This is a genomic window from Achromobacter sp. ACM01, from assembly GCF_014851745.1.
Classification (GTDB): domain Bacteria; phylum Pseudomonadota; class Gammaproteobacteria; order Burkholderiales; family Burkholderiaceae_B; genus Achromobacter; species Achromobacter aegrifaciens.
Map to the genome: position 1 here is coordinate 37,186 of NZ_JACVAF010000001.1, position 17,218 is coordinate 54,403.

Consider the following 17,218-nt stretch of genomic DNA (forward strand, 5'->3'; position numbering starts at 1 on the left):
GCGCTGCTCCATGCCGCCGCGCAGGCTTATTTCCCGATACAGAAACTCGAGAAGATCTCGCCCAGCAGATCGTCGCTGGTGAACTTGCCCGTGATGCTGGACAGGCTGTCATGTGCCAGCCGCAGTTCTTCCGCAAACAAGTCCAGTACGCGGTCGTCCTGTTCCGCATGCGCGCCGGCCAACTCCAGATGTTCCGCCGCATCTTGCAAGGCATGCAGGTGGCGCTCGCGCGCGAGCCACGGGGATTCGCCGCCGGGATTCCAGCCTGCGATGCGCAGCAACTCTGCACGCAGTTCGTCCAGGCCCGCACCGCGCTTGGCCGAGATTCCAAGTTCCTGAGGACCGGCGGCAAAAGGCGTGGACAACAGATCCACCTTGTTGAAGACCTTCAGCACAGGCGTGCGCGGCGGCAGGCGCGCGGTGATCTGGGCGTCCAGCTCGTCGCCGGGCTGGGTGGCATCCTGCAGATGCAGGATGACGTCGGCGCGCTCGATTTCCTGCCAGGTGCGCGCAATGCCTATGCTTTCCACCGTGTCCTCGGTTTCCCTGAGGCCGGCGGTGTCGACGATATGCAGCGGCACGCCGTCGATGTGGATCTCCTGCACTACCTTGTCGCGGGTGGTGCCCGCGATCGGGGTGACGATGGCGATGTCGTCGCCGGCCAGCGCATTGAGCAGGCTGGACTTGCCGACGTTGGGCTGGCCGGCCAGCACCACGTGCAGGCCTTCGCGCAGAATCACGCCCTGGCGCGCTTGCGCGATCAGTTTGGCGAGGTCCGCGGTCAGCGCTTCCAGGGTCGGGCGGGCTTGATACTTCTCGAGGAAGTCGATTTCCTCTTCGGGGAAATCCAGCGTCGCTTCGACCAGCATGCGCAAATGGATGATGCGGTCCGACAGGTCGTTCACGCGCGCGGAAAAATCGCCCGAGAGCGACGCCATGGCGCCGCGCGCGGCCGCTACCGACGAGGCCTCGATCAAATCGGCTACGGCTTCGGCCTGAGCCAGGTCCATGCGGTCGTTGAGGAAGGCGCGGCGCGTGAATTCGCCCGGCTCGGCCAGCCGGATGCCAAGATCGCGGCCGGTGGCCAGACAGCTTTCCAGCACGCGGCGCAGCACGGCGGGGCCGCCATGCCCTTGCAGTTCCAGCACGTCTTCGCCGGTATAGGAATGCGGCGCGCGGAAATAGATGGCGATGCCTTCGTCCAGCAATTCGCCCGTGCCGGATTTGAACGGCAGGTAGTGCGCATGTCGCGGCGTGAGTTCGCGCTGGAACAGGCGCCGCACGAGTTCGGACAGGTCCGTGCCGGAGACGCGGACGACGCCGATACCGCCTCTTCCGGGGGCGGTTGCGATGGCGGCGATGGGGGCGTAGGCGGACATATTTCGGGCAAGGCAAGGCGAGAACAATAAGGGAATATAACTGTTGCGCCGTCCCTTGTTTGCTGGTTAATGTGGCCCGGAGGTTCAAAACCCGAAACAATCCAGGGAGATCACAATGGCATCTCGGTTTTCGCGTGTCTTGGCCTGCGGCTCAGCCGCGGTGATATTGGCCTTCGGCACCTTCAGTTCGGCTATGGCCCGCGATCTGGTGATCGCCTTGAAGACCGAACCTTCGTCGATGGATCCGCAGTATCACGCGCTCACGCCCAATACGCAGATCTCCCAGACCATATTCGATACCCTGGTTGCCACCGACGCGCAGCTCAAGCCGCAGCCCGCGCTGGCCGAGTCCTGGACCGTGGACGGCAAGGTGTGGACTTTCAAGCTGCGTCCCAACGTGAAGTTCTCCGACGGCACGCCGTTCACCGCGGAAGACGTAGTCTTTACGTATGCGCGCGTCCCCAAGGTGCCCAACAGTCCGTCGCCGTTCACGCTGTATCTGGGTTCGGTCGAGAAGACCGAAGCGGTCGATCCCAGCACCGTGCGCATCACCACCAAGGACGTGGCGCCGAACCTGCTGGTCAACCTGGCGCAGTTGCCCATCATGTCCAAGAAAGCGGCGTCGGGCCCCGCGGCCGAGGGCAAGACGACGACGGAACTCAATAGCGGCGACGGCCTGATAGGCACTGGTCCCTACAAGTTCGTGTCCTGGAAGCGCGGAGCCGAATTCGTGCTGGCGCGCAACGACAACTATTGGGGCAAGAAGCCCGAATGGGATCGCGTGGTCTACCGTCCCATCAGCAACGCGGCCGCGCGCGTGGCCGCGTTGCTTGCCGGCGACGTCGACATGATCGAGGATCCCCCAACCGATGACCTGCCCAAGCTCAAGGGCGACAAGAAACTCTATGTAGAGGAAACGCCGTCGGTGCGTGTCGTCTACGTGGCGCTGGACCAGTTCGCTGAACCCTCGCCGGGCGTGCAAGGCACCGAAAAGAACCCCATGAAGGACAAGCGCGTGCGCGAAGCGCTGTCGCTCGCCATCAACCGCGATGCGCTGGTCGAGCGCGTGATGGGCGGGGTGGCGTTGCCCGCGGGAAATCTGTTGCCCTACCCCATGTTCGGTTCCAGCAAGGAGCATTCGAAGGCTCCCAAGGCCGACGTGGAAAAGGCCAAGGCCTTGTTGAAGGAAGCTGGTTATCCCAACGGCTTTTCCATCACGCTGGGCTCGCCGTCGGGCCGCTATGTCAACGATTCGAAGGTGGCGCAGGCGATCGCGTCGATGTGGACCCGCATCGGCGTGAAGACCAGCGTGGATGCGATGGCGCCCCCGGTGTTCTTCAAGAACCGCGACAGCTATGCGTTCTCGGCCTATCTGGCGGGCTGGTCCGTGACCAGCGGCGAAATGTCCAACGCGCTGACCTCGCTGCTGGTGACGCGCAATCCCGAAGCAGGTTTGGGCACCACCAACCGCAGCCGCTACTCCAACCTCAAGATGGATGCGCTGGTGAAGGAAGCCTCGTCGACCATGGACGATGCCAAGCGTGCGGACCTCTTGTCCAAGGCCAGCAACATCGCCATGGATGACTACGCCATGCTCCCTGTGCATTTCGAGTTGTCGGTATGGGCAATGAAGAGCGACATCCGCTATCAAGGCCGCCCAGACCAAGTCACGCTCGCACAGTTTGCAACGCTGAAGAAGTAAGGCGCTAGTGCTTGCAACGATCGTAAGAAGGCTGCTGCAGACCGTCGTCGTCATGCTCGTCATGTCGGCGCTGGTCTTTGCCGGCATCTACATGGTGGGCGACCCGGTCTCGATGCTGGCCAGCCCGGAAGCGACCGAAGCGCAACGCGCGGCGGTGCGCGCATCGCTGGGCCTGGATCTGCCGCTGTGGCGGCAGTACCTGATCTTCATGGGCCAGGCGGTGCGCGGTGATTTCGGCAACAGCTTCCTGACGGGCGAACCGGCCATGAGGCTGATCCTGGAGCGCATGCCGGCCACGGTGGAACTGGCTTGTGTGGCCATGCTGCTGTCGGTGCTGATCGGCGTGCCGTTGGGCATCCTGGCCGGCCTCAAGCCCAAGGCAGTGGGCTCGCGCGCGATCATGACGGGCTCGGTGCTCGGTTTCTCGCTGCCTAACTTCTGGGTTGGCCTGATGCTCATCATGGTGTTCGCCGTGATACTCGGCTGGGTGCCGGCGGGTGGGCGCGGCCAGACCGTCAGCATCGGATCGCTGCAGTTGAGCGTGCTGACTTTCGACGGCTGGCTGAGCCTGGCGCTGCCTGCGGCCACGATCGCCTTCGCCAAATGCGCAATGATCATCCGCGTGACGCGTGCCGCCACGCGCGAAGCCCTGCCCATGGACTACATCAAGTTCGCGCGCGCCAAGGGCCTGTCTGAAAAGCGCGTACTGGGCGTGCATCTGCTCAAGAACATCCTGATTCCCGTGGTGACGGTGGCGGGCCTGGAGTTCGGCCAGGTGATGGCCTTCGCCGTCGTGACGGAAACCGTGTTTTCCTGGCCGGGCATGGGCAAGCTGCTGATCGATTCCATCATCAACCTGGACCGTCCGGTGGTGGTGGCGTATCTGCTCTTGATCGTGTTCTTCCTGGTCATGCTGAATCTGGTGGTGGACATCATCTACACGGTGCTGGACCCCCGCGTACGCTTGGATAGCCGCCGATGAACACACCCGCCACCGCCGCCGCGCCCCCGGTTCAGGCCAAGGAGCAGACGCCCTGGCGCCGATTCCTGTCGGACTTCTTCGCCAGCAAGCTGGCCACGCTGGGTTTGATCATGCTGGTCGTGATCGTGGGCGCCGCGCTGCTTGCGCCCTGGATCGCGCCGCAGAATCCCTATGATCTGGCGACGCTGGACATCATGGATTCCAAGCTCAAGCCGGGCAGCGAAAGCGGCGACGGCAGCATGCGTTATTGGTTGGGCACAGACGGCCTGGCGCGCGACCTGTTCTCGGCCATCCTTTACGGCATGCGCACCAGCCTGTTGGTGGCCAGCGTTTCGGTACTGGCGGCCTTCGGCATCGGCGCCACGGTGGGCCTGATCGCAGCCTATTTCGGCGGCCGCATCGACGCCTTGCTGATGCGGGTTGTGGATATCCAGTTGTCGTTCCCCGCCATCCTGGTTGCGCTGATGTTGCTGGCGATTCTGGGCAAGGGTGTGGATAAGGTGATCATCGCGCTGATCGTGGTGCAGTGGGCGTATTTCGCGCGCGCCGCGCGCGGCGCGGCGCTGGTCGAGCGCGGCAAGGAATACGTGGAAGCGGCGCGCTGCATGTCGCTGTCGTGGGGGCGCGTGCTGTTTCGTCACGTGCTGCCCAACTGTATGCCGCCGCTGATCGTGATCGCCACCATCGACCTGGCGCATGCGATTGCGCTGGAGGCCACGCTGTCGTTTCTGGGCGTGGGCGTGCCGGTGACGGAGCCGTCGCTGGGCATGCTGATCTACAACGGCTTCGAATATCTGCTGTCCGGTCAGTACTGGATTTCGTTCTTCCCCGGCATTGCGCTGGCGCTGGCCATCATCGCCATCAATCTGGTGGGCGACCACCTGCGCGATGTGCTCAACCCGCGCCACGCGAATTGAGGGCGGGCGCCATGCAGACACCTGTGGAAAAGTCCCCGGCGACGCCCATACTCGAGGTGCATGGCCTGAAGACGCACTTCTACACGCGCAATGGCGTGGTGAAGGCGGTGGATGGTGTGGACCTGACGCTGGCCGAAGGCGAGATCCTGGGACTGGTGGGCGAATCGGGGTCGGGCAAGAGCATCACCGGCTTTTCGCTGATGGGACTGCTGGATGAGCCGGGCCGCATCGTCGACGGCACCTTGCGCTTGAACGGCGAGGACTTGCGCAACGCGACACCCGCGCGCTGGCGCGAGCTCAGGGGCCAGGAGATCGCCATGATCTTCCAGGATCCCATGATGACCCTGAACCCGGTACTGCGCGTCGATACGCAGATGATCGAGGCGGTGCAGGCGCACAGCAAGGTATCGCGCGAGCAAGCCCGCCAGCGCGCCTTGCAGACGCTCGCCATGGTGGGCATCCCTTCGCCCGAGGAGCGTCTGCGCACCTATCCGCACCAATTATCAGGCGGCATGCGGCAGCGCGTGGCGATCGCGATTGCGCTCTTGAATTCGCCGCGCCTGATCATCGCCGACGAGCCCACCACGGCGCTGGATGTGACCATACAAGGACAGATCCTGTTCGAAGTGCAGAAGCTGTGCCGCGAAACCGGCACCGCGCTGATCTGGATCACGCACGACCTTGCCGTGGTCGCGGGCCTGGCGGACCGCGTGTCGGTCATGTATGCGGGGCGCGTAGTCGAAACCGGCACCACGCAGGCGGTCATCAGCCATCCCATGCATCCCTACACGCATGGCCTGATCGCTTCCATACCCACGCCCGAATCCCGCGGCAGGCCGCTGGTTCCGATTCCCGGCATGACGCCGTCGCTGCTCAACCTGCCGCAAGGCTGTGCGTTCCGTGGGCGCTGCCCGCGCGCCACTGACGCCTGTCTGGTCGAACCGCAGCCCGTGGAGGTGCGCCCGGCGCAATGGGTGCGTTGCTGGCATGCCGGAGGGCCAGATACCAAATGAACGCCGCAGAACGAGATCCCGCGGTCCCTATCCTGTCGTTGCGCGAGGTCGAGCTGCGCTTCGTGCAGCCCGTGGACCTGGCCGGCCGAATCGCCAACCTGCTGGGCGCCGGTTTGAAGACGCAGGTCGTGCATGCAGTGGCGGGTGTGGACCTGGATGTGCGGCCGGGCGAAGTGATAGGCATCGTGGGCGAATCCGGCTGTGGAAAATCCACGCTGGGCCGTATCGTGTCAGGCATCCTGCCGCCGACGGCGGGCGAAGTCAGCTACAAGGGCCGCGCCGTGAAGGCCATGGCGGGCCCGCAACGGCGTGCCTATGAGCTGGGCGTGCAGATGATCTTCCAGGATCCCTATGCCTCGCTGAACCCGCGTATGCGCGTGCGCGAGATCATCGGCGAGGCGCCCGTGGCGCACGGCCTGGTCCGCGCGCGCGACAAAGCCGAGTACGTCGCCGGGCTGATGCGCCAGGTGGGGCTGGATCCGGCTTTTGCACAGCGTTATCCCCATCAATTCTCTGGCGGCCAGAGGCAGCGCGTAGGAATTGCGCGGGCGCTCGCGCTCAAGCCTTCGGTCATAGTTTGCGACGAGGCGGTCGCCGCGCTGGACGTGTCGATCCAGGCCCAGGTGCTTAATCTGTTCGAACGGTTGCGTGCGGACTTGGACCTGACCTATCTTTTCATCAGCCACAACCTCAGCGTAGTCAGCCACATCTCGGACCGCGTGGCCATCATGTATCTGGGCCGCGTGGTGGAGCTGGCGCCTACCGACACGGTCTTTCAGCGGGCCAACCATCCGTACACGCAGGCCTTGCTGAAGGAACTGCCGACGCTGCAGCCGGGGCGGCGCACCTACCAGCCCATCAAGGGCGAACTGCCGTCGCCGCTGGACCCGCCGACGGGCTGCGCCTTCCACCCGCGTTGCCCGCATGCGATGCCGCGCTGCAAGGCAGAACGGCCGTTGCTGCGTGAAGTCGCCCCGGGTCAGTTCAGCGCCTGCCATCTGAACGATACGTGAATTCAACTCTTACGCCTTATCCACAGCCATGAAAACCATAGACGAAATCGAACGCGCCCACGGCGACCTCACCGCGCTGCGACGGGATATCCACGCCCATCCGGAACTTGCTTTCCAGGAAACGCGCACGTCCGCGCTGGTCGCGGAGCGTTTGCGCGGCTGGGGCCTGGAAGTCCACACGGGGCTGGGGAAAACCGGCGTGGTGGGTATTTTGCGTGGCGGCAACGGCAAGAAAACCATAGGTTTGCGCGCCGACATGGACGCGCTGCCCATGCCCGAGCACAACCGCTTTGCGCACAAGTCCACCATCAGCGGACGCATGCACGGCTGCGGCCACGACGGACACACGACCATGCTGCTGGGGGCGGCGCAATACTTGTCCACACACCGCGATTTCGATGGCACGGTGGTGTTCATCTTCCAGCCGGCCGAGGAAGGCGGCAACGCCGGCGCGCGCGCCATGATGCAGGACGGCCTGTTCGACAAATTCCCTTGCGACGCGGTGTTCGGCATTCACAACATGCCCGGCATGCCGGTCAACCAGTTCGGTTTTCGGGCGGGCCCGACCATGGCCTCCAGCAACCGCTGGGACATCGTCATCAAGGGCGTGGGCGGCCACGCGGCGCAGCCGCATGCATCGGTGGACCCCATCATTGTCGCGGCCGACATGGTGCATGCCCTGCAGACGGTGATCTCGCGCAGCAAGAATCCGCTGGAGCAGGCCGTGCTTTCGATCACGCAGATCCACGCGGGCGACGCCTACAACGTGATTCCCGGCGAAGCCGTGCTGCGCGGCACCGTGCGCACCTATTCGGTGGAGACCCTGGACAAGATCGAGGCGGACATGCGCCGCATCGCGACCACCTTGCCGCAGGTCTACGGCGGCACGGGCGAACTGGATTTCGTGCGCGCATATCCCCCGCTGGTGAATTGGGAAAAGGAAACCGCCTTTGCCGCCCAAGTCGCCGAAGACGCGTTCGGCGCTGAAAACGTGCAGCGCGAGATGCCGCCCTTCATGGGGGCGGAGGACTTTTCCTTCTTCCTGGAAGCGGTGCCTGGGACCTACCTGTTCCTCGGCAACGGCGACGGCGACCATCGCATGGAGACCTATCACGGCATGGGTCCGTGCCAGTTGCACAACCCGAATTACGACTTCAACGACGCCTTGCTGCCGGTGGGCGCAACATATTGGGTAAAACTGGTTCAGGCTTTTCTGCCGAAGTCCTGATCCACGCAAGTCTTTGATTTAAAAGGCGCGGACTCCCTACGGACCGCGCCTTTTTTCATGGCCGGGCAAGGTTGTACACAGGCTGTCCACCTGCTATTCACCGCCTATCCACCGGGATATCCCCCGACAATCCACCGCTTTTCCCTGGCTTGCCACCAGGCTTATCCCAAGACTTATCCACAGGCTTGGCAGCGCGATTGGTCAGTGAAATTCGCTCGTTCCCAGGGTAAATGCGTATGCCTGCGAGGCCGGCACGGCCTTGACTGACGCCGGCATGCCAGCCTAGCATTGATATAACTGTGAAATATCACTGTTATTTTTAACCGGCAATTCCAACCCAACTTCGAACAGGAAATCCCATGGTCCAGAAAGTCCGCATTACCAGCCCCCACGTCGCCGAAGCCGAGCCCGGCCTGTGGTCCAACTGCCTGCGCGTGAAAGACTCGGTCTACCTGTCGGGACTGACCGCCCGCGCCAACGACGGGAGCACCATCCAGGGCGCGAATGCCTACGAACAAGCCCAGGTCATCTTTGCGAAGATGAAGCATCTCCTGGAAGCGGCGGGCGGCCAGATCGACGACATGGTCACGCTGACGATCTTCCTGACCAACATGGCCGACAACCAGCAAGTGTGGAAGGCGCGTCGCGAATTCTTCAGCGGCGATTTCCCCGCCTGCGCGCTGGTGCAGGTATCCGCCCTGGCCAAGCCTGAGATCCTGGTGGAAATCCAGGGCCAGGCCCGTCTTGCGGACTGACACCATGAAAATCGTTCGCTATGCCAGCGAATCCGGCCCGGTATTGGGCCGGCTGGACGGCCAAGCTATCACGCCCTTTCAGGGCGTGGCCGACGTACAGACGCTGTTGAGCCAGGTCGCGCACGCCAGCGGCGCGGCTGTGGCACTGGATTCGGTACGCCTGCTCGCACCCATCGTCCCGCAACGCAATGTGTTCTGCGTCGGCTGGAATTACCTGAAACACTACGACGAAAGCAAAGGCAAGCGCGAAGGCCAAGAGGTCGAGCTGCCTGAACGCCCCACTTTCTTCAGCAAGCTGCCGACTACCGTCGCCGGACCGCAAGACAGCGTGCCGTTGCATGAAGCCTATACGTCCAAGCTGGATTGGGAGGTCGAGCTGGCCGTGGTGATCGGCAAGGAAGGACGCGATATCGCTGAGGAGGATGCCCTGGAACATGTGTTCGGCTACACGGTGGCCAATGACCTCAGTGCACGCGATCTGCAGCGTGCGCACGGCGCGCAATGGTTCAAGGGCAAGAGCCTGGACGCGACCTGCCCGATGGGGCCGGTCCTGGTCACCGCCGATGAGATCGACGATCCGCAGAATCTCGCCCTGAGCTGCGAGGTCAATGGTGTGCGCATGCAGGCTGGCCATACCCGCAATCAGATCTTCAGCGTGGCGCGCGTGATCGCGGAGCTGTCGCAGGGACTGACCTTGCTGCCCGGCGACGTCATCCTCACCGGCACGCCTGAAGGGATAGGAGCGGCCCGCCAGCCTCCCTTGTTCCTGCGTGATGGCGACGTCGTGGAGTGTTGGGTGGACGGCATAGGTTCACTGCGCAACGTCGTGCGCGCAGGCCTGCGCTACGCGGAATAAGCCGCCTGCCGTGCGGCACCAATGACAAATCAAGGGGTAAACATTATGAAGAAAACCGTATTGGCCGCCGCGCTGGCGCTGGCGAGCATGAGCGCCGCCGCCGACACGTTCCCGTCGCAGCCCATGACGCTGATCGTGCCGTATACCGCAGGCGGCTCCTCCGACGCGCTGGCGCGGGCGCTGACCAAGGCCATTGCGAAGAACACCGGAGCCAACATCATCGTCGAAAACCGTCCCGGCGGCAGTACCGTGATCGGCGCACAGACCTTGCTGGGCAAGCCGGCTGACGGCAACACGGTCCTGCTGATCGCAGCAAGCTTCGTCATCAATCCCTATCTGTTGAACCAGCTGCCCTATGACAGCGTGAAGGACTTCCAGCCGGTCACGCAGCTGGCGTCCAACCCGCATGTGTTGGTGGTCGGACCCAAGGTGCCGGCCGGCGATCTCAAGGCGTTCCTGGCCTGGGCCAAGGACCAGGGCGACAAGGCGACCTTCTCTTCGTTCGGCAATGGCTCATCAGGCCATCTGGGATTCGAGATGCTGAAAAAACAGGCCGGCGTGGGCATGATGCACGTGCCGTACAAGGGCGCGGCGCCAGCGACCATGGCGGTACTGAGCGGCGAAGTGGATGCGACGCTCGGGGACGTGGGCGTGGTTGCGCCGCATATCCAGGCGGGCAAGCTGCGCGCCCTGGCAGTGGCTGGAAGCGCGCGCACGCCAGCGCTGCCCGATGTGCCGACCTTTGCCGAGGCCGGCCTGCCGGGCTTCGAATCGCAAACCTGGATGGGGCTGCTCACGCGCACGGGCGTGCCCGCCGATCGCGTGCAGCGTCTGAACCAGATGTACTCCGAAGCGCTGCAGGATGCCGACGTGCGCCAGATCCTGGCGCAGCAGGGCATGGTGGCTGCAGCCTCCACGCCAGATGCGTTCGCGGCATACATGAAAGCCGAATCCGCCAAGTACGGACAGGCCATCAAGGACGGCAACGTGCGCATCGACTGAGGAAACGCTGGCCCGCCCGCACCGGTCGCTATAATCGCAGCGGTCTGCGCCGGTTGCGGCGCGTGGTCAGCAACCATCACCGCATGCCCAAAACCCCTACCCCCAAGCGACAGCAGGAAGACACCGCGCCGGCGGCTTCGCTCGGCGAACAGGCGTATCTCGCGATCAAGCGCATGATCCTCACGCAGGAGCTGCGCGCCGGGGACCAGATCAATGTCGCACAACTGAGCGAACAGCTGTCGCTGGGCCGCAGCCCCATCCATCTGGCCATACACCGGCTGGACCGCGAGGGGCTGGTGGACATCCTGCCGCGCAAGGGCATCCTCGTCAAAGCGGAAACCATAGACAGCTTCCTGGAGCTGATCGCCGCGCGCCTGCTGGTCGAACCGCATCTGACAGGCCTGGCGGTGGACAATGCCACCCCGGCGCTGCTGGAACGCCTGCAAGCGTTGGTGGCGGCTGGCTGGGAATGCCATGAACGCCAGGACCGGTTGGGCAGCATGGAGATCGACCGCAGGTTCCACCAGACGCTGTACGAAGCCGCCCGCAATGACATCCTTGCGGAGTTTGCCGGCAGCCTGCTGGACCGTTCCATGCGCCTGTGGTTCCGCCCGCCTGCGGGCAAGGCGGAAAAGCCCAACGTGGCCGAACTGGAAGACCTGTACAAGATGGTCGAGCGTGGCGATAAAAAGGCCGCGGTGCGCAAGATGGAGCAGCACATCGGCTCCGTGCGCGGCAAGTTCCTCTCGCGCGAATAAGCTTATAGCCACAACGCGATGGCGCGCCATATGACGCGCAGGCTTGAACAAAGGCCGAATAATTCGTTTGCGTAGGGGTTGCGCGTTTTCATAATGGACCGTTCCTGAGCCGGCCTGGCCGGCATTCGCGCAAGGAGCGATCCATGTCCCAGAGCAACGCGCTGCGCCGGTCCGAGGTGTATGCCGAACCCGCTGCGCAAGCCTTTTCGATCCGCCCGCTGGCAGCCGTGACCGGCGCGGAAATCATCGGTATCGACCTGTCGCGCGAGCTGACCCCGGCCGATTTCGCGCAGGTGCATCGCGCCCATCTGGACCATCACCTGCTGGTGTTCCGCGATCAGCGCATCACGCCGCAGCAGCACATCGATTTCAGCCGCCGCTTTGGCCGTCTGATGATCCACGTGCTGCATCAGTTCCATCTGGCCGGGCATCCCGAGATCCTCATCGTTTCCAACATCGTTGAAGACGGCAAGCCGATAGGGCTGGGTGATGCCGGCAAGTATTGGCATTCGGATATCTCGTACAAGGAATTGCCCAGCCTGGGGTCGCTGCTGCACGCGCAGGAGCTGCCCACGCAAGGCGGCGACACGCTATTCGCCGACATGCACGTGGCGTACGACACTCTGCCCGCCGCATTGCGAGACGCCATCGAAGGCAAGCGCGCCGTGCATTCCTACCTGGCCAAGTACGGCCAGCTGCAGAAGGAAGGCTCGTGGCGTCCCAATCTCAGCGCGCAACAGGTGGCGCAGGTGCAGGAAGTGGTGCATCCGGTCGTGCGCACGCATCCGGAGACGGGCCGCCGCGCGCTGTTCGTGAGCGAAGGCTTCACCACCCGCATCGAGGGTCTGCCCGAAGACGAGAGCCGCCAGATCCTGGACGAACTGTTTGCCCACAGCATCCGGCCCGAACACATCTACCGCCACCAATGGCAGCCGCATGATCTGGTGTTCTGGGACAACCGCTCGTTGATCCATCTGGCCGGCGGTACGCCGGATCACCTGCGCCGCAAGCTGTACCGCACGACGATCGAAGGCGACGTGCCGTTCTGACGTCTCGCGCCCCTTAATTTCGCGCAAAACCATTTATCCACAGGGTCCGCCATGGGTTTTTCCTCCGCTGTACGTGATCGTTTGGTCCAGGCCGCCACCGGCGCGGGCCTGGCGTTGATACTTGCCGTGCTGGCGTTGGCTTCGCCGACGCCGGCCATGGCGGAGGGCCGCATCCGCATCGCCGAGCAGTACGGCATCGTGTATCTGCTGTTGAACGTGGCGCGCGATCAGCAACTGATCGAAAAGCACGGCAAGGCCGATGGTGTGGATATCTCGGTCGAGTGGGCCAAGCTGTCGGGCGGTTCGGCCGTGAACGATGCGCTGTTGTCCGGGGCTGTGGATATCGCGGGGGCAGGCGTGGGGCCGCTGTTGACGATCTGGGACCGCACGCGCGGCAAGCAGAACGTGAAGGGCGTGGCTTCGCTGGGCAATTTTCCCTATTACCTGGTCAGCAACAATCCCAACGTGAAGACGATTGCGGACTTCACCGACAAGGACCGCATCGCGGTGCCGGCGGTGGGCGTGTCGGTGCAGTCTCGCGTGTTGCAGCTGGCGTCGGCCAAACTGTGGGGCGACGCGCAGTTCAACAAGCTGGACAAGATTTCCGTCGCCCTGCCGCATCCGGACGCGGCCGCCGCCATCATCGCGGGCGGCACGGAAATCACGGGGCATTTCGGCAACCCGCCCTTCCAGGAGCAGGAGCTGGCCGAGAATCCCAAGGCGCGCATCGTGCTCAATTCCTATGACGTGCTGGGCGGGCCCAGTTCGTCCACGGTGTTGTTTGCGACCGAGAAATTCCGCAAGGAAAATCCCAAGACCTACAAGGCATTCCAGGCCGCGCTGAAGGAAGCGGCGCAGTTCGCCAGCGCCAATCCGGAAAAGGCCGCGGATACTTATCTGCGCGTTACCGGAGCAAAGCTGGACCGCGATTTCCTGATCAAAGTGATCAAGAACCCCGACGTGCAGTTCAAGCTGGAACCGCAGAATACCTATGCGCTGGCCGAGTTCATGCACAAGGTGGGCGCGATCAAGAATGCGCCGGCCAGTTGGCGAGATTATTTCTTTGACGACCCCGTCACAGCCCAAGGCAGTTGAGATGGGATTGAGCGCTGCCTCCCCTGTGGATAACACCGAAAAGGCCACGCCTTTGCTGGCTGTGGATAAGGTGTCGATCGAATACAAGACGCGCGAAAGGCGCGTGCGCGCCACGCATCAGGTCAGTTTCGACGTGCACGAAGCAGAGCGTTTCATCCTGCTGGGCGCGTCCGGTTGCGGCAAATCCACGCTGCTTAAGGCAATTGCGGGCTTCATCGAACCGACCGAAGGCCGCATTGCCATCGATGGCAATGCCGTGCGCGGCCCGGGGCCGGACCGCATCGTGGTGTTCCAGGAATTCGACCAGCTGCCGCCATGGAAGACGTTGCGGCAGAACGTGGCGTTTCCGCTGGTGGCTTCACGCAAGCTCAACCGGCGCGAGGCCGACGAGCGCGCCATGCACTACCTGGACAAGGTGGGGTTGTCCGCGTTCGCCGATGCCTATCCGCATACGTTGTCCGGCGGCATGAAGCAGCGCGTGGCCATTGCGCGCGCCCTGGCGATGCAGCCGCGTGTGCTTTTGATGGACGAGCCCTTCGCGGCACTGGACGCGTTGACGCGGCGGCGCATGCAGGAAGAATTGCTGGCGCTGTGGGAAGACGTGCGTTTCACGCTGTTGTTCGTCACCCATTCCATCGAAGAGGCATTGGTGCTGGGCAGCCGCGTGCTGCTGCTGTCGCCGCATCCGGGCCGCGTGCGCGCGGAACTGAACGCCCATGCCTACGGGCTGCATAGCCAGGGCTCGGCTGCGTTCCAGTCTGCGGCCAGGCGCGTCCATGATCTGCTGTTCGATGTGGCGCCTGCGGAAAAGTCCGCTGAACTTGCCGCTGAACGGGCCGCGGCCTGAAGGACTTCCGCATGAACAACGCATACGCAGGCGCCGTGCCCATCCGTCCCGAAGTGGAGTACGAGCTGCCGCCCTTGCCCGCGCAAGCGGGCGAAGCGCCCCTGCCCTGGCATGAACGCCTGTGGCAGCACGCCAGCCTGCGCAAGCTGGCGATCCTGGCGCTATTGGCCGGCATCTGGGAGCTGGCGGCGCGCTACACCGACAATGATCTGCTGCTGCCCAGCGCATCGCAGACGGCGGTCGCCTTCGTGCAGGGCATCGCAGGCGGCGAACTGCTGGCACGCGCCGGGCAATCGTTGCGCGTGCTGGCGCAGGGATATGCGGCGGGCGTGCTGCTGGCCTTTGTGCTGACCACGCTGGCGGTGTCGACGCGTTTCGGTCGCGATCTGCTGTCCACCTTGACGGCCATGTTCAATCCCCTGCCGGCGATTGCGCTGCTACCGCTGGCGCTGCTGTGGTTCGGCCTGGGCGAAGGCAGCCTGGTGTTCGTTCTGATCCATTCGGTGTTGTGGGCGCTGGCGCTGAACATGTACGCGGGTTTTCTGGGGGTATCGGATACCTTGCGCATGGCGGGCCGCAACTATGGATTGAGCGGTCTGCGCTACGTGTTGCAGATTCTGGTGCCTGCCGCCCTGCCCGCCATCCTGGCCGGGCTGAGGATAGGCTGGGCCTTTGCGTGGCGCACATTGATCGCCGCGGAACTGGTGTTCGGCGCGTCCAGCGGCAAGGGCGGCCTGGGCTGGTACATCTTTCAGAACCGCAACGAGTTATACACAGACCGCGTGTTCGCGGGGTTGGCGGCGGTGGTGATCATCGGCCTGCTTGTGGAAAACCTGGTGTTCGACACCGTGGAGCGTTTCACGGTCAGGCGCTGGGGCATGCAGCGCTGATTGTCTCGGCGCAGAGCCGCGCAGCAGCCAAAAAAAGGCGGCCCCTCGGGGCCGCCTTGCGCATGGGCGCGTCGCGGATTACAGCTTCAGTCCCAGCGCCTTGGCCACGCCTGCGGCGTAGGCGGGATCGGCTTTGCGGAAGTGTTCCAGCTGGCGGCGCTGGATTTCTTCCGGGACGCCGGCCATGTGGCGGCCGATGTTGCCGAACAGCAGCTCCTGCTGTGCAGGCGTCATCAGGCGGAACAAGGCGCCCGGCTGCGAGTAGTAGTCATCGTCCACGCGGTGATTCCAGCGCGCTGCCGCCTGGCCGTCCAGCGCCAGCGGCGGCTCGCCTGCCGACGGGGTTTCCTTCCACTCGCCCGCGCTGTTGGGCTCGTAGTTCAGCGTCGCCCCGACGTTGCCGTCGACACGGCCGGCGCCGTCGCGGTGGAAGCTGTGAAACGGGCAGCGCGGCGCGTTCACCGGGATCTGGTGGTGGTTGATGCCCAGGCGATAGCGGTGCGTGTCGCCGTAGGAGAACAGCCGGCCTTGCAGCATCTTGTCCGGCGAGAATCCGATACCGGGGACCACGTTGGCCGGGGTGAAGGCGGCCTGCTCGACCTCGGCAAAGTAGTTCTCGGGGTTCTTGTTCAGCTCCAGCACGCCGACTTCGATCAGCGGATAGTCGCCATGCGGCCAGACCTTGGTCAGGTCGAAGGGGTTGATATGGTAAGTCGCGGCTTCGGCCTCGGGCATGATCTGCACCTTCAGCGTCCACTTCGGGAAGTTGCCCTTTTCGATGTTCTCGAACAGGTCGCGCTGCGAGCTTTCGCGGTCATGGGCGACCACTTGCGCCGCTTCCTCGTCGCTCAGACAGGCGATGCCTTGCTGCGACTTGAAGTGGAATTTCACATAGAAGCGCTCGCCGTCCTTGTTGATGAAACTGAACGTGTGCGAACCGAAGCCGTGCTGCTGGCGCAGGTTGGCGGGAATGCCGCGATCGCTCATCAGGGTGGTGACCTGGTGTAGCGATTCGGGATTGAGCGACCAGAAGTCCCAGGCGGCGGTGGCGCTGCGCAGGTTGGTCTTGGGGTCGCGCTTCTGGGTGTGGATGAAGTCCGGGAATTTCAGCGGATCACGGATGAAGAAGACCGGCGTGTTGTTGCCGACCAGGTCCCAGTTGCCTTCCTCGGTGTAGAACTTGATGGCGAAACCGCGCACGTCGCGTTCGGCGTCAGCCGCGCCGCGCTCGCCGGCCACGGTCGAGAAACGCAGGAACAGCGGGGTCTGCTTGCCGACCTGGGAAAAGAGGTTGGCGCGGGTGTAGCGCGAGATGTCGTGGGTGACAGTGAGGGTGCCATAGGCGCCCGAACCTTTGGCGTGCACCACGCGTTCGGGGATGCGTTCGCGGTCGAAGTGGGCGAGCTTTTCAATCAGCCAGAAGTCTTCCAACAGCGCCGGGCCGCGCGGGCCGGCAGTCAGCGTGTTGTTGTTGTCGGCCACCGGCGCGCCAGCGGCGGTGGTCAGATGCGTCTTCTTGTCGGTCATAGCACACTCCCTATGAAATGCCTGGAATGCGGGGGCCGCAGAGGGGCCCGCGCCGTGTCTGGGATAGCCCGGCATTGCCGGCCTGGGGCTATCTCCGACACATCATAGGGGTCTTGCCTTACCGTGTGAAGTTGATTGATCTATAAAACTTGATAAAGAATAACTATCAAGAAAATCAGGAATCGGCATCGGTGGCGGCCGTCAG

The 17,218-nt window shown here is 63.7% G+C and carries 16 protein-coding genes; 14 read left to right on the plus strand and 2 right to left on the minus strand.

Annotation, left to right across the window (positions count from 1 at the left end):
- Window positions 1-26 precede the first annotated feature (26 nt).
- A complete protein-coding gene (gene mnmE / locus IB268_RS00185) occupies window positions 27-1,379 on the minus strand; it encodes a tRNA uridine-5-carboxymethylaminomethyl(34) synthesis GTPase MnmE (protein ID WP_192353665.1) in 1,353 nt (450 codons plus the stop codon).
- Window positions 1,380-1,494: 115 nt separating this feature from the next.
- Between mnmE and IB268_RS00190 the strand changes: the two genes are divergently transcribed.
- From IB268_RS00190 to IB268_RS00255, 14 genes are all read left to right on the plus strand, one after another.
- Entirely contained in the window at window positions 1,495-3,081 is a 1,587-nt protein-coding gene (locus tag IB268_RS00190) for an ABC transporter substrate-binding protein (RefSeq protein WP_175160097.1), read from the plus strand.
- A 7-nt stretch (window positions 3,082-3,088) separates the two neighbouring features.
- The gene (locus tag IB268_RS00195; RefSeq protein WP_088143535.1) at window positions 3,089-4,063 is read left to right on the plus strand and encodes an ABC transporter permease; all 975 of its coding nucleotides are present in this window, start codon (window positions 3,089-3,091) and stop codon (window positions 4,061-4,063) included.
- Window positions 4,060-4,980: an ABC transporter permease gene (locus IB268_RS00200; protein ID WP_054455815.1), complete on the plus strand. Its 921-nt coding sequence runs from the start codon at window positions 4,060-4,062 to the stop codon at window positions 4,978-4,980. The genes IB268_RS00195 and IB268_RS00200 overlap by 4 nt, the downstream gene beginning before the upstream one ends.
- Window positions 4,981-4,991: 11 nt before the next feature.
- Entirely contained in the window at window positions 4,992-5,993 is a 1,002-nt protein-coding gene (locus IB268_RS00205) for an ABC transporter ATP-binding protein (protein WP_119449775.1), read from the plus strand.
- Entirely contained in the window at window positions 5,990-7,006 is a 1,017-nt protein-coding gene (locus IB268_RS00210; RefSeq protein ID WP_175160106.1) for an ABC transporter ATP-binding protein, read from the plus strand. The genes IB268_RS00205 and IB268_RS00210 overlap by 4 nt, the downstream gene beginning before the upstream one ends.
- 28 nt (window positions 7,007-7,034) lie before the next feature.
- The gene (locus IB268_RS00215) at window positions 7,035-8,234 is read left to right on the plus strand and encodes a M20 aminoacylase family protein (protein WP_054455809.1); all 1,200 of its coding nucleotides are present in this window, start codon (window positions 7,035-7,037) and stop codon (window positions 8,232-8,234) included.
- A 359-nt stretch (window positions 8,235-8,593) separates the two neighbouring features.
- Complete coding sequence (locus IB268_RS00220) at window positions 8,594-8,989, plus strand: RidA family protein (protein ID WP_054455807.1); 396 nt, start codon at window positions 8,594-8,596, stop codon at window positions 8,987-8,989.
- Window positions 8,990-8,993: 4 nt separating this feature from the next.
- Window positions 8,994-9,845: a fumarylacetoacetate hydrolase family protein gene (locus IB268_RS00225; RefSeq protein WP_054455805.1), complete on the plus strand. Its 852-nt coding sequence runs from the start codon at window positions 8,994-8,996 to the stop codon at window positions 9,843-9,845.
- 45 nt (window positions 9,846-9,890) lie between these two features.
- Window positions 9,891-10,847, plus strand: coding sequence for a tripartite tricarboxylate transporter substrate binding protein (locus IB268_RS00230; RefSeq protein WP_054455803.1), 957 nt, complete (start codon window positions 9,891-9,893; stop codon window positions 10,845-10,847).
- 83 nt (window positions 10,848-10,930) lie between these two features.
- Window positions 10,931-11,605 carry a GntR family transcriptional regulator gene (locus IB268_RS00235; RefSeq protein ID WP_054455801.1) on the plus strand — a complete coding sequence of 225 codons (675 nt, stop codon included), beginning with the start codon at window positions 10,931-10,933 and terminating at the stop codon, window positions 11,603-11,605.
- A gap of 143 nt (window positions 11,606-11,748) precedes the next feature.
- Window positions 11,749-12,654, plus strand: a complete 906-nt coding sequence (locus tag IB268_RS00240; protein ID WP_175181609.1) for a TauD/TfdA family dioxygenase — start codon at window positions 11,749-11,751, stop codon at window positions 12,652-12,654.
- 51 nt (window positions 12,655-12,705) lie between these two features.
- A complete protein-coding gene (locus tag IB268_RS00245; RefSeq protein ID WP_054455796.1) occupies window positions 12,706-13,749 on the plus strand; it encodes an ABC transporter substrate-binding protein in 1,044 nt (347 codons plus the stop codon).
- 1 nt (window position 13,750) lies between these two features.
- Window positions 13,751-14,596 (plus strand): ABC transporter ATP-binding protein, encoded by an 846-nt coding sequence (locus tag IB268_RS00250; protein WP_054455795.1) that lies wholly within the window; start codon window positions 13,751-13,753, stop codon window positions 14,594-14,596.
- 11 nt (window positions 14,597-14,607) lie between these two features.
- Window positions 14,608-15,486 carry an ABC transporter permease gene (locus tag IB268_RS00255; protein WP_054455794.1) on the plus strand — a complete coding sequence of 293 codons (879 nt, stop codon included), beginning with the start codon at window positions 14,608-14,610 and terminating at the stop codon, window positions 15,484-15,486.
- Window positions 15,487-15,564: 78 nt separating this feature from the next.
- Here the strand turns inward: IB268_RS00255 and IB268_RS00260 are convergent, their stop codons facing one another.
- The gene (locus IB268_RS00260) at window positions 15,565-17,013 is read right to left on the minus strand and encodes a catalase (protein ID WP_054455792.1); all 1,449 of its coding nucleotides are present in this window, start codon (window positions 17,011-17,013) and stop codon (window positions 15,565-15,567) included.
- Between the last annotated feature and the right edge of the window lie 205 nt (window positions 17,014-17,218).

What these genes read in the sequence shown, in the direction of transcription:
- mnmE (WP_192353665.1), bottom strand. Translation starts at nt 1,379, where the DNA reads ATGTCCGCCTACGCCCCCATCGCCGCCATCGCAACCGCCCCCGGAAGA.
- IB268_RS00190 (WP_175160097.1), top strand. Translation starts at nt 1,495, where the DNA reads ATGGCATCTCGGTTTTCGCGTGTCTTGGCCTGCGGCTCAGCCGCGGTG.
- IB268_RS00200 (WP_054455815.1), top strand. Translation starts at nt 4,060, where the DNA reads ATGAACACACCCGCCACCGCCGCCGCGCCCCCGGTTCAGGCCAAGGAG.
- IB268_RS00205 (WP_119449775.1), top strand. Translation starts at nt 4,992, where the DNA reads ATGCAGACACCTGTGGAAAAGTCCCCGGCGACGCCCATACTCGAGGTG.
- IB268_RS00210 (WP_175160106.1), top strand. Translation starts at nt 5,990, where the DNA reads ATGAACGCCGCAGAACGAGATCCCGCGGTCCCTATCCTGTCGTTGCGC.
- IB268_RS00215 (WP_054455809.1), top strand. Translation starts at nt 7,035, where the DNA reads ATGAAAACCATAGACGAAATCGAACGCGCCCACGGCGACCTCACCGCG.
- IB268_RS00220 (WP_054455807.1), top strand. Translation starts at nt 8,594, where the DNA reads ATGGTCCAGAAAGTCCGCATTACCAGCCCCCACGTCGCCGAAGCCGAG.
- IB268_RS00225 (WP_054455805.1), top strand. Translation starts at nt 8,994, where the DNA reads ATGAAAATCGTTCGCTATGCCAGCGAATCCGGCCCGGTATTGGGCCGG.
- IB268_RS00230 (WP_054455803.1), top strand. Translation starts at nt 9,891, where the DNA reads ATGAAGAAAACCGTATTGGCCGCCGCGCTGGCGCTGGCGAGCATGAGC.
- IB268_RS00235 (WP_054455801.1), top strand. Translation starts at nt 10,931, where the DNA reads ATGCCCAAAACCCCTACCCCCAAGCGACAGCAGGAAGACACCGCGCCG.
- IB268_RS00240 (WP_175181609.1), top strand. Translation starts at nt 11,749, where the DNA reads ATGTCCCAGAGCAACGCGCTGCGCCGGTCCGAGGTGTATGCCGAACCC.
- IB268_RS00245 (WP_054455796.1), top strand. Translation starts at nt 12,706, where the DNA reads ATGGGTTTTTCCTCCGCTGTACGTGATCGTTTGGTCCAGGCCGCCACC.
- IB268_RS00250 (WP_054455795.1), top strand. Translation starts at nt 13,751, where the DNA reads ATGGGATTGAGCGCTGCCTCCCCTGTGGATAACACCGAAAAGGCCACG.
- IB268_RS00255 (WP_054455794.1), top strand. Translation starts at nt 14,608, where the DNA reads ATGAACAACGCATACGCAGGCGCCGTGCCCATCCGTCCCGAAGTGGAG.
- IB268_RS00260 (WP_054455792.1), bottom strand. Translation starts at nt 17,013, where the DNA reads ATGACCGACAAGAAGACGCATCTGACCACCGCCGCTGGCGCGCCGGTG.